This is a genomic window from Rhizobium sp. GR12 (assembly GCF_036596185.1).
In the GTDB taxonomy this organism is placed as follows: domain Bacteria; phylum Pseudomonadota; class Alphaproteobacteria; order Rhizobiales; family Rhizobiaceae; genus Agrobacterium; species Agrobacterium nepotum.
In genome coordinates this window covers 578,613-590,089 of the sequence record NZ_JASXTH010000002.1, presented here as the reverse complement: position 1 = coordinate 590,089, position 11,477 = coordinate 578,613, and the positions used below count along the sequence as shown (strand labels likewise).

The 11,477-nt window shown below is 60.7% G+C and carries 11 protein-coding genes; 6 read left to right on the top strand and 5 right to left on the bottom strand.

The features are described from left to right. Positions 1–319 precede the first annotated feature (319 nt). The 3 genes from QSK43_RS05845 to QSK43_RS05835 all read left to right on the top strand — a co-directional run bounded on the left by QSK43_RS05845 (position 320) and on the right by QSK43_RS05835 (position 2,997). Positions 320–1,036, top strand: coding sequence for a ParA family protein (locus QSK43_RS05845; RefSeq protein WP_332302621.1), 717 nt, complete (start codon positions 320–322; stop codon positions 1,034–1,036). A gap of 61 nt (positions 1,037–1,097) precedes the next feature. Then, a complete protein-coding gene (locus tag QSK43_RS05840) occupies positions 1,098–1,745 on the top strand; it encodes a TetR/AcrR family transcriptional regulator (protein ID WP_332302620.1) in 648 nt (215 codons plus the stop codon). A 46-nt stretch (positions 1,746–1,791) separates the two neighbouring features. Further along, positions 1,792–2,997 carry an MFS transporter gene (locus QSK43_RS05835; protein ID WP_332302619.1) on the top strand — a complete coding sequence of 402 codons (1,206 nt, stop codon included), beginning with the start codon at positions 1,792–1,794 and terminating at the stop codon, positions 2,995–2,997. A gap of 185 nt (positions 2,998–3,182) precedes the next feature. Here QSK43_RS05835 and QSK43_RS05830 read toward each other — a convergent pair whose 3' ends face one another. Beyond that, complete coding sequence (locus tag QSK43_RS05830) at positions 3,183–4,571, bottom strand: L,D-transpeptidase family protein (protein WP_045018884.1); 1,389 nt, start codon at positions 4,569–4,571, stop codon at positions 3,183–3,185. A 155-nt stretch (positions 4,572–4,726) separates the two neighbouring features. On the opposite strand from QSK43_RS05830, the gene QSK43_RS05825 reads away from it, so the two are divergent. The 3 genes from QSK43_RS05825 to QSK43_RS05815 all read left to right on the top strand — a co-directional run bounded on the left by QSK43_RS05825 (position 4,727) and on the right by QSK43_RS05815 (position 6,416). Next, positions 4,727–5,560: an aldose 1-epimerase family protein gene (locus tag QSK43_RS05825; protein ID WP_332302618.1), complete on the top strand. Its 834-nt coding sequence runs from the start codon at positions 4,727–4,729 to the stop codon at positions 5,558–5,560. A 128-nt stretch (positions 5,561–5,688) separates the two neighbouring features. Then, entirely contained in the window at positions 5,689–6,027 is a 339-nt protein-coding gene (locus QSK43_RS05820) for a TIGR01244 family sulfur transferase (protein WP_332302617.1), read from the top strand. A gap of 47 nt (positions 6,028–6,074) precedes the next feature. Then, positions 6,075–6,416 (top strand): RidA family protein, encoded by a 342-nt coding sequence (locus QSK43_RS05815; protein WP_045016806.1) that lies wholly within the window; start codon positions 6,075–6,077, stop codon positions 6,414–6,416. A 264-nt stretch (positions 6,417–6,680) separates the two neighbouring features. Here QSK43_RS05815 and QSK43_RS05810 read toward each other — a convergent pair whose 3' ends face one another. The 4 genes from QSK43_RS05810 to QSK43_RS05795 all read right to left on the bottom strand — a co-directional run bounded on the left by QSK43_RS05810 (position 6,681) and on the right by QSK43_RS05795 (position 11,450). Beyond that, the gene (locus tag QSK43_RS05810) at positions 6,681–7,445 is read right to left on the bottom strand and encodes a HugZ family pyridoxamine 5'-phosphate oxidase (protein ID WP_332302616.1); all 765 of its coding nucleotides are present in this window, start codon (positions 7,443–7,445) and stop codon (positions 6,681–6,683) included. Positions 7,446–7,512: 67 nt separating this feature from the next. Next, positions 7,513–9,180, bottom strand: a complete 1,668-nt coding sequence (locus QSK43_RS05805) for a thiamine pyrophosphate-binding protein (RefSeq protein ID WP_332302615.1) — start codon at positions 9,178–9,180, stop codon at positions 7,513–7,515. Then, positions 9,177–10,379: a CaiB/BaiF CoA transferase family protein gene (locus QSK43_RS05800; protein WP_332302614.1), complete on the bottom strand. Its 1,203-nt coding sequence runs from the start codon at positions 10,377–10,379 to the stop codon at positions 9,177–9,179. The genes QSK43_RS05805 and QSK43_RS05800 overlap by 4 nt, the downstream gene beginning before the upstream one ends. A 99-nt stretch (positions 10,380–10,478) precedes the next feature. Further along, positions 10,479–11,450: an alpha/beta fold hydrolase gene (locus QSK43_RS05795; RefSeq protein WP_442967785.1), complete on the bottom strand. Its 972-nt coding sequence runs from the start codon at positions 11,448–11,450 to the stop codon at positions 10,479–10,481. Positions 11,451–11,477: the final 27 nt, after the last annotated feature.

Sequence of the window (11,477 nt, the reverse complement as noted above, 5' to 3'; positions counted from 1 at the left end):
TCCACAGGACGGTGGGGCCAAAACACGGCCTTCCCCCCTGTCAGACGGCCGAAACAAGGTGTTTTGCAACACGCCCCGCCGGGGAGAAGGTCGCGGCAGCGGGATGAGGGGGCGAGGGTGCGGTCTATCGCTGAGTTGCCCCCTCATCCGACCCTTCGGGCCACCTTCTCCCCGGCGGGGAGAAGAAACAGGCGGCAAGGCCGAGCTTCGGAACCGCTCTTAGTCTTTTCTTAACCATGTTCGTTAAGGTTATGGAAAGCACCATGATTGGTTCGGTGCGTGAATGAGCATGAAACGGCTCTGATCATCAGGGGATATCATGCCTGTCATTACTTTTGCCAACACCAAGGGCGGCGCGGGAAAAACCACTGCCGTGCTGCTTCTGGCAACCGAACTGGCCCGCAGCGGCCACCGCGTGACGGTTCTGGATGCCGATCCACAATTGTGGATTTCCCGCTGGCACGAATTATCAGGCGAGATCGAAAATCTCTCGGTGATTTCGCATGTGACGATGGCCTCCCTCGAGGGCCATATCCGCGAAAACAATGCCAATACCGACTGTTTCATCATCGATCTGCCGGGAGCGAAAAACCCGCTTCTGACCATGGCGCTCGGAATTTCCGATCATGTGCTGATACCGGTTCAGGGCTGCGCCATGGATGCGCGCGGGGCTGCCGAGGTTCTGGACCATATCGAATTCCTGAACCGCAAGATGGGTAGGGCGATTGCCCATTCCATCGTTTTGACGCGGGTCAACGCCATGGTGGCGACACGTTCCCTGCTTCTCGTCAAAATGCTGCTGGCTGAAAAGAACGTTTCGGTTCTCAACACCGCGATCGTCGAGAGGGCCGCCTATCGCGATATTTTCGATTATGGCGGCACGCTTCTCTGTCTCGATAAGGACAAGGTCAGCAATATCGACAAGGCGTTGGGGAATGCGAAAGCATTCGCGGACGAGGTGCTCGGTCTTTTGCCGAAACGCCTGTTGAGGCTCGGCATGCAACCCGCACGCCTTTTCACCCGCAAGGCTGCTTAAACGACACTCCCCATGCCCGGGCCTTTTTCGGTGCGGGCATTATTATTCGCTTGATTTGGAAATGATCGTTTCCTATATGTCGACCATGACCGATGCCAACCACACCAACTCCCAGGAACAGCGCCATCGCGGCAGGCCGCGCGAGTTCGATATCGAACGCGCGCTTGATGGAGCGATCCGCGTTTTTTCCAGACGCGGGTATCACGCCACGTCCGTTGGTGATCTTACCGAGGCGATGGAGCTGGCGCAGGGCAGTCTCTACAAAGCCTTCAAGGATAAAAAGGCCGTCTTCATCGCCACGATGGAGCGCTATAGAGTTTTGCAGACGGAGCGTTTCGAAGCCGCTGTCGCCGGATACGACACCGGTTATGAGCGACTGAAAGCGGGCCTGATGTTCTATGCGGAACGGTCGCATGGGGCCGTCGGCTCCGAAGGGTGCCTCGTCGTCGGCGCAGCTGCCGACCTTGCCGCCTTGGATGACGACATTGCGGTCGTAGTCGGGCGCGCCGTGAAGGCAAGGGAGCGCATCGTCGCCCGCCTTGTAGCGGAGGGGCAAAAGGACGGTTCGGTGCCTTCGAAAGCCAATCCCGATGATCTTGCCAGAGCGATGTTGTGCATGATGTACGGCATGCGCGTGGTGGGAAAGACCGGGCGCAGCTTGGAAGAGATGACGGCCGTGGTGGATATCGCCATGAAGCTTGCCGAGTGATTTTGCAGCTATTTAGGAAATATTCGTTTCCATATTGGAGAAAATGATGACGACGCGTGTAGTTGACGGGGAGGATGTTTACGAAACATCCATTTCCCCGGTCCTGACTTTTCTGCTGGCAACTGCCTGCGGATTGATTGCGGCCAATCTTTATTATGGCCAGCCCCTTGCCGGTATCATCGGCGCGGAGCTTGGTCTTTCTGCCGGCGCAACCGGTCTGATCGTTACGCTGACGCAGATCGGTTATGGCGTCGGCCTGCTGTTCGTCGTGCCGCTGGGCGATCTGGTTGAGAATCGCAGGCTGGTCGTCAGTTCCGTTTCAATGGCGGTTCTGGCGCTTGTGGCGGCGGCTTTTGCGCCGCATGCGGCACCTTTTCTAATCGCCGCCTTTCTGGTTGGCGTCAGTTCCGTCGCGGTGCAGGTCATTGTTCCCTATGCCGCCCATATGGCGCCGCATGCCATTCGCGGGCGGGTGGTCGGTAATGTCATGAGCGGGTTGATGGTCGGCATCATGCTCGCAAGGCCGGTTTCCAGCCTCTTGTCGGAAGTGGTTTCCTGGCGCGGTGTCTTCCTGACATCGGCGGCCGTCATGGCAATTCTCGCCATTGTCCTCTACCGCCTTTTGCCCGTTCGAGTGCCTGAGGCAAGGTTGGGTTACGGCGCGTTGATGGCCTCCATGGGCAGGCTCGCCGCCCATACGCCCATCCTGCGACGCCGGGCGATCTATCACGCTTTCCTGTTTGCCGCTTTCAGCCTGTTCTGGACCACGACGCCGCTTTATCTGAGTGGACCGCATTTCAATCTCAGCCAGGGTCAGATCGCGCTGTTTGCCCTTGCCGGTGCTGCCGGTGCCGTTGCCGCGCCGATTGCGGGGCGCATGGCTGACCGGGGCTGGACCTATGTGGCAACCTTCGCCGCCCTCGTGGCGGTGGCGCTGTCATTCGCCGTCACGCATCTTGCACCCGAAGGATCGCATCTGGCGCTTGGCATTCTTGTCGTCGCGGCCATCGTTCTGGATTTCGGCGTCACCACCAATCTGGTGCTCGGCCAGCGTGCCATCTTCACGCTCGGGGCGGAATTCCGCAGCCGGCTGAACGGCGTCTACATGGCGACGTTTTTCATGGGTGGGGCAATCGGGTCTGCCGTGGGCGGCTGGGCCTATTCCGTTGGGGAATGGGCTGCGGCTTCCTGGATCGGCTTTGCGCTGCCGGTGGCGGCCCTGCTTTATTTCCTCACCGAAAAACGCGGATAGTACTTTAAAAAACGGGAAGAGGCGGGCGACAAGCTTGCCTCCGTCACGCCCGTCCTCGGGTCAGGCCCGAGGATGATGCGGCATCCAGCCACGGCGCGTCCGCGCTGCGGAAAGGCTTTTTTGCGATCAAGGACTTGATCGTGCGGGACCCCGGATCAAGTCCGGGGTGACGGCGTGTGTTCAATCTATTCCGCGAATTCGACCACGACGCCGGGGCGGACCATTTTCGCCAGCTCCGTCGCATCCCAGTTGGTAAGACGGATGCAGCCGTGGCTGTTGGTCTTGCCGATCTTCGACGGTTCTGGCGTGCCGTGTATGCCGTAGGTCGGCTTCGACAGGGCGATCCAGACCGTGCCGACAGGGCCGTTCGGGCCTGGCGGGATTTGCAAGATCTTGTCGTTCTGGCCCTGCCTGAAGTTGATCTTCGGATTGTAGGTGTAACCCGGATTGAGCGCGACACGCTCGACCGTGTGCGTGCCGCTCGGCGAGGGTGTGTCCGTCGAGCCGATGGTGGCTGGATAGGCGGCGATCAGATTGCCGTCCTGACCGTAAGCGAAGACCTGCTTGATGCCCTTATGGGCAACGATGCGGGCCACCTGGCCTTTTTTCGTCTCACCGGGATTGACGACCTTGATGATGGTGCCGGGCACGGAGAAATCGATGCCGCGGTTCAGTTCCTTCAGGTAGGTCTCATCCATATGGAAACGTTCGGCCAGCGCCTCCGAAGTGGAGGTGAAGGAGAGCGCGGGCAGTTGCGACTTTTGGGCATAGTCGTCCGGAATGGATGCGACATAGGGGCCGGCGGCATCGGCTGCGGTAATGGTGTAATCGACGATCGGCATGCCGCCGGAAGCGCGCAGACGCTCCAGAATGTCGTCGGAATTGTTCGGGTCGAGCTTTTCGCCCGTCATATCCTGCCAGGCGGCTATCGCCTTGTTGACGTTGTCGCCCATCTTGCCGTCGATCACGCCGGGCGAAATGCCTTCGCGGTCGAGGAAGGTCTGAAGGGCGACGATCTCCTGCCGGGAGCGGTTGACCGGCGTGGTGACGGGCGTGTGGCGCTCGATCAGATGCTCCGGTTGCGGAACGGCCGCCGTGGTGCTTTCGCCCGGCATCGTCTGGTCGAGCGGCGCGCTTTCAACGGCGCCGGGGCCGGGAACCGAGCCGGTGTAGACGTCGTCGCCGGAACCGTTGCCGCGATATTCGCGGTAGTCACGCACGCTGCCATTGTCCTGATAGCCGTAGTCGCGTTGCGGCTCACGATACTGGCCGCCGGGGGCGGGGGGATAATAGGTGGTGTCGCGCTGTTGCGCCTGCTGCCGTTGCTGATAGCCGGAGGGCATTTCGGTGGCCAGCAGATTGCCGTAGCGGTCGTAAAATACGGTGCGGCCCATATTGTCGCGGCTGATGACGATATCGCTGCGTTGGGGCATAAAATCGAGCACGCGGCCGTCCGGGGTCACCAGAACCGGTTGCTCATAACCATAACGCTGCTGCGCGCCAGCCTGTAGCGGGGCGAAAACCGCCGCCAGGGCAACTGTCAGACCCAGAGCTGCGTTAAGAAACTGTTTCACGATTCTGCTGTCCTTACTTCGTTCACCGATAAACACACCGCAATCTTGACCCTATTGTGAAAAAGGTGAATTCACGGTTAATGCAATCTTAATTTACGTCACGATTAGTAGCGTTTCCGTGATTCATGCGTTTTTATCGCCACAGGGAGGTTGTTTTGCGCTCGTTTCAGGCTGGCAGATCGCCACGCATTTTCCTCGATGAAACCTCCGTCTTCGATATTGGCTCCTGTGTCGTCGATGGCATCGATATCGCGCCCGGCCGCGCCATTCCCGACGACGGCGATGCGCGCATCGACCATTCGCTGGAAGGCTTCCTGTTCACCTGCGGTCCCGATCATATCCGCCATCCCGAGCCGATCCACGGTGACGGCGAGGGGCGTCGATATCCGTTGCATGGGTCGTTCTCCGCACATCCCGCGAAAATAACGGCCTTCGAGCTTCATGAGGCAAATGCGCTGGCACGGGCCGAGGTTCCCGTTCAACTTGCCGATGGCGGCACGGCCCTTCTGGAACGTACGTGGCGGATCGACGGCGAAAGCGGCGAGGTCAGCCTTGATGACAAGATCATCAACACGAGTTCGCGGCCGATCCCGGTCTTTCTCATGTATCACATGAATGTCGGTGCACGCCTCTTTGACGATGCCGTTCGGCTTGAGGGCGCGATGCTGGATGGCGGCGGCCATGGCTGGCGTTTTGGCGATGAGCCGGGCACGGTATTCTGTGTTTCCGCAGGTAACGACGAGTGGGCGTCGCTCGCGCTTGGTCCGATTGCTGCGATCGGCGGCAAGACGCTGAAAGTGCGCTTCAGAACGGAGACGTTGCCTTATCTGCAGATGTGGCGGAACCAGCAGGACCCGGCCAATGTGCTCGGCATCGAGCCGGTTTCGCATCGCTGGGTGGATCGCAGCGAGCTTGAGGCTGCCGGCGAGTTCAATATGCTGGAGCCGGGCGAAAGCCGCTCCTATGGCTTACGCTTTTCCATTCTCTGAATGACCTGTCGAATGAGGTCACGCATCATTGACGCAAGGGTTTTGAGCCCTTACATCGGATGCGGATTTCAGACGGTGGCGAGAGCGTGCCAGCGGCGCGCAGGCGCCGGTTTCAGCGGAGGCATAACATGGATATCAGGCGTATAGACGACGAATATTCGGTCACGGGACAGATCAGCGTTGCCGATCTCGATGAGGTCAAGGCGCTCGGCTTCAAGTCGATCGTCTGCCACCGCCCGGACGGCGAAGACGAGGGCCAGCCGCTTTTCGCCGATATTGCCGAGCGTGCCGAACAGCTGGGCCTCACCATCGTGCATGTGCCGGTCGGCCGTTACGGCGTCGACGCCGATGCCGTTTCCGGCATGGTGGATGCGCTCGACGAATTGCAGCGCCCCATGCTCGGCTATTGCCGTTCCGGCGCGCGCTCGACCGCGATCTACGAAAAGACCCATCACCTGCGCGGCTGATCCCGCGCATCATTCGATTTTGCAATGCCAATCAACAGGAGTTTTCCATGACCATCAAGCGTATCGAACCGGGCAAGCGCATGAGCGGCGCTGTCGTTCACGGCAACACCGTTTATCTGGCCGGCCAGGTTGGCGAGGGCGTGTCCGTGACCGATCAGAGCAAGTCGGCGCTGGCTGAAGTCGACCGCCTGCTGGCCGCTGCCGGCTCCGACAAGTCGAAGATCCTGCAGACGATCATCTACCTCTCGGACATGTCCACCTTCGGCGAAATGAACGCCGTCTGGGAAGGCTGGATCGACCCGGCAAACCCGCCGGCCCGCGCCACCAGCGAAGCAGCACTTGCGACCCCGGACTACAAGGTTGAGTTCATCGTGACGGCTGCTCTCTGAGCAACGGTTGATTTGTGAGAAAAGGCCGGGTTGCGGAATGCAGCCCGGCCTTTTTTATGAGCGAGGTTTAAAAATTCTTCTCCGTCATGCCGGGCTTGACCCGGCATCCAGCCACGGCGCGTCTGCACCGTGAAAAGAGTCCTACGCGATCAAGGACTTGATCGCACTGGACCCCGGATCTGGTCCGGGGTGACGGCGGGCGATGACACGGCCCACAAATTACAAGGAGAAGTGATACTCCTTGATTTGAATCGCTTGCACCCTTCACTTCAACGGCTGGGCTAGCGCCTTCTCAAGCTGCTTCAACGTCGTCACCCGTTCCTCGAACCACAGCCGCGCCAGATCGTTGGTCGAGGCGAGGTCGATGCCATCAGGGTCGATGGAGGTGACTTTCCAGCGTCCGGTTTTGGTGCCGGCGAGAACGGCCAGTCGCGATGCCTCGCCCTTGATGGCGTTGAGGCGTGCCACCTCATCCGCTACCACCGCCATCAGTTCATCCGCGCCTGACAGATCGGTGCGCAGATCGGCCGGGGTGATGTTGCTTGCGTTGCGGGCCGGGCCGCCATTGATCTGCACGCCTTGCATCCGCAGGCGGTAAAACCTTGTGTCGGGAAGGGAGAGATAGAGTTTCGCCTTGGCGTAGCGGTCGATGTAGCGCTGTCTAGCGAGAGACACGTCATTCGGATCGATCAGTTCCGCCTTGCCCACCAGTGTCAGCCGGGGCAGCGTCAGCGCGTCGCCTTTGCCGAAGGGGGCGAGTGTCAATGAGATGCGCGGATCGGCCTCCATGTTGCGGGCATGCAGTGTCAGGCCCGCCGCGAAAAAGTACGGGGTACCATCAGGCTCGATGCCGATATTGGTGGCGGTCGTATAGGGATAGCCGCTTTGCGGATCGATGGTCGCAAGCGCCGCCGTACGGGACGTGTGCAGGACATCGCGGGCCACCCGCACCGCCTCGAAAGGTGCGCCGGCCGAGGGCTCGATCTTTGCGCCGCGCGGGGTGATGACGGGAAGGGTTGCATCCGGCATGTCGTCTCCTAACTTGTATGTTCTAGTCAGGATTTACACCATGCCGGAGCCATGTCCATGAGCAATATCAGCTCCGGTTTCTGATCTGGGTCAGCGTGCGGGTAGGGGTAATTGCTTCGGCATCCAGCTTCACCTCGATGATGGCGGGCTTGCCGCTTGCCCGCGCCCGCTCATAGGCGGCGGCGAAGTCTTGGGTTTTTTCCACCGTTTCGCCGTGGCCGCCATAGGCCTTGGCAAAGGCTTCGAAATCGGGATTGACGAGATCGGTGGCGCTGACGCGGCCGGGATATTCCCGTTCCTGATGCATGCGGATGGTGCCGTAGGTGCCGTTATTGACCAATACCGTGATGATCGGCAGACCGTAACGCACGGCGGTGATGAATTCCTGTCCATGCATCATGAAACAGCCATCACCGGCAAAGCAGATCACCTCACGCTCAGGAAACAGGTGCTTGGCGGCGACAGCCGCCGGCAGGCCGTAACCCATCGAGCCGGAAGTCGGTGCCGATTGCGTGTTGAAGCGGCGGAAGCGGTGGAAGCGGTGCACCCATGTGGCGTAGTTGCCCGCGCCATTGGTGAAAATCGCATCATCGGGCACATTTGCTTCGATCCAGTCCATGATCGGACCCATCTGCACCGCGCCTGGGCCGGTTTGCGGCGGTGTGGACCAGGTGAGGTAAGCCGCGTGCATGGCGGCGGTGCGCTCCGTCCAAACGGGGCTGGCGGAAAGCGTGACGGAGGAAAGAGCGGCGACGAAATCATCCGGTGACGCGCAGATTGCGAGATCGGGACGGTAGACGCGGCCAAGCTCTTCGGCTTCCGGATAGATGTGGACGAGTTTCTGCGACGGATAGGGAATGTCGAGCAGCGTGTAGCCGGAGGAGGACATTTCGGAAAGACGCCCGCCGAGCAGCACCACGAGGTCCGCTTCTTTGATCTCCTTCGTCAGTGCCGGGTTGATGCCGATGCCGACATCGCCCGCGTAAGATGGGCTCAAATGATCGAACAGCATCTGGCGGCGGAAGGAGCAGCCGACGGGTAGTTTGTTCTTTTCCGCAAATGCCTTGAAGCCTGCGACGCTTTGCTCCGACCAGCGCGTGCCGCCGATGATGAAGACGGGGCGCTTCGCTTCGCCCAGCATTTTGGAGAAAGCCGTGATCTGCGACGGGCCGGGATGTGCCTCGACCGGGGTATAGGGTTTTGCCTCTGGCGCTTCGACCTCTTCCACCAGCATGTCTTCGGGAAGCGTCAGGACCACCGGGCCGGGGCGGCCGGAGGTGGCGACGGCGAAGGCGCGGGTGACGAATTCGGGAATGCGGCGCGCGTCGTCGATCTCGCCCACCCATTTGGCGAATTCGGTGAAGGCGCGGCGGTATTCCACCTCCTGAAACGCTTCGCGCTCGCGGGCGTCGCGCTGAACCTGGCCGATGAACAGGATCATCGGAATGGAATCCTGTCTTGCGATATGCAGCCCAGCCGAGGCGTTGGTCGCGCCCGGTCCGCGCGTCACCATGCAGATGCCGGGTTGCCCGGTCAGCCGGCCCCAGGTGTCGGCCATCATGGCGGCGCCACCTTCCTGGCGGCAGACCACGGTTTCGATGCCGCTTTCATAAAGCGCATCTAGCACGGCCAGATAGCTTTCGCCCGGAACGCAGGAAACGCGGGAGACGCCATTGGCTTTCAGCGCTTCGACGATCAGTTCTCCGCCGGTTCTTTTCATTCCGGTTGCTTTCATGGCGTCGTGGTCCTTTCGATGGTTTCCAGTTCGGCCAGCACTTGCGCTTGATGCTCGCCGAGTTTCGGACTGGGGCGTTCGTAATGCAGCGGGGTTTGCGACAGCACGATGGGAGTGCGGACGCCCGGAATGACGGTGCCGTCTGCCGCTTCAAGATCGACGCGTAAGGCCCGCGCCTGAATTTGCGGATCGGCGAACATATCTTCGATGGAATTGATCGGCCCGGCCGGCACGGCATTCTGTTCGCAGGCGGTCAGGAGATCGCGTTTTTGCCATTTCAGCGTTTCGGTGGAAACGATCCGCCGCACCTCGGCCTTGTGCGCCACACGCGCTTTGTTGGTGGCGAAACGTTCGTCATCGGCGGTCGCCTCGATTCCGAGGATCTTGCAGAGACGGCGGAACTGGCCGTCATTGCCGACGGCCAGGATGAGGAAACCATCCTCTGTCGGCATCACTTCGTAGGGCGAGATATTCGGATGGGCATTGCCGAGCCTGACGGGGGCCTTGCCGGAAATCAGGTAATTCATATTCTGGTTGGCGAGCACGGCCGATTGCACATCGAGAAGCGCCATATCGATCTGCTGGCCTTCGCCTGATCGCATGGCGTGGATCAGTGCGGCCTGAATGGCGGTGACGGAATAGATGCCGGTGAAGATATCGGCAACCGCAACACCCGCCTTCATCGGCTGGCCGTCCGGTTCGCCGGTGATGGACATGAAACCGGACATGCCCTGCACGATATAGTCGTATCCGGCGAAATCGGCATAGGGCCCGGTCTGGCCGAAGCCGGTGATGGAGCAATAGATCAGCTTCGGATTGAGAACCTTCAGGCTCTCATAATCGAGGCCGTATTTGGCTAGCCCACCGCGCTTGAAATTCTCGATGACGACATCGGCGGTGCGCACGAGACGCCGCACCAGCGCGCAGCCTTCCTCCGTCTTGAGATCGGCGACGATGGAGCGTTTGCCGCGATTGGTGGCGTGGTAATAGGCGGCGGAGAGGTTTTCGCCATCGGCGCTTTCAACGAAGGGCGGTCCCCATGTGCGGGTATCGTCGCCGCCGTCTGGATTTTCGACCTTGATGACATCCGCGCCCATATCGGCCAGCATCTGTCCCGCCCAGGGACCGGCCAGAACACGCGCCAGTTCAATGACGCGAATGCCGGAGAGCGGCGGTTTCCTGTTCGGCATTTCGGTCATCTGTCCCCCGGTGTTTTCTGCTTGCCGGTTATAGACGTCTCCCCGCATGGCCGCATGTGATTTTATCTCATGGACTTATTCCGTTTCGGCAAAGGCCCGTCAGTCGCCGACGACGCGGCCGCACCAGGCGGCGAAATCCGCAGCCACGGCCTGCCAGCCGATTTCGTTCAGGGTTTCGTGCCGCATGCCCCGATAGATCGTGTGTTCGACATGGCTGAAACCGGCTTCACGAAAGCGCTCGGCAAGCCAGACGATCTCCTTGCCATCATTGGTGGCGGCGTCCTGATCGCCGCTGACGAGAAGAAGCGGCAGCGCCTTCGGCAGGCGTTCGATCAGCTTCGGCGCGCGATAGGATAGTTCGAAAACATCCTGCCACAGGGAGACGCTGGCCTCGAACTGGCAGAGCGGATCTTCCACATAGGCGTCGACCGCTGCCTTGTCGTGGCTCAGCCAGTCCGCATGGGTGCGCTTTTCCGGCATCCTGGCGTTCCAGACACGGAAGGTCGCTTTCGGCAGGATGGCGCTCGGCACATCAGAGCCTTTCAGCATTTTTTCAAGGCGCAGAACGACCTGCGCAACGCGGCCCATGACACCGGGATTGAGGTTGGAATTCCAGATGGACAGGCCATCGAAGGCGTCGGGATGGCTGACGGCGGTGTTGAGCGCCACGAGGCCGCCCATGGAATGGCCGAACAGGATGACCGGCAGGCCGGGATGTCTTTCGCCGACCATCCGGCGCATCGCCATGACGTCGGCGACGACCTTTTCCGCGCCGTCCTTCCAGGCGAAGCGGCCGATCGGCGCATCCGTCGCCTTCGTGCGGCCGTGGCCGCGATGATCGTGGGCGTAGACCTCGAAACCCTGCTTTGCCATGACGTCGGCAAAACGGCGGTAACGGCCGGTGTGTTCCACCAGGCCGTGGCAGATCATCAGCACGCCGCGCGCCGGGGAAAGGGCGGAGGGCTGGTGGCGAAAGGCGATGGATGCGCCGGACGGGGCCTCGAGCCTCTCGAACCGGCTGAACGTCAAGTCGTCCGTCGTCTCATTCATGATTGCGCCTGTCTCCGCCATGGTGTCCCTTGTCATAATCATGGGGTC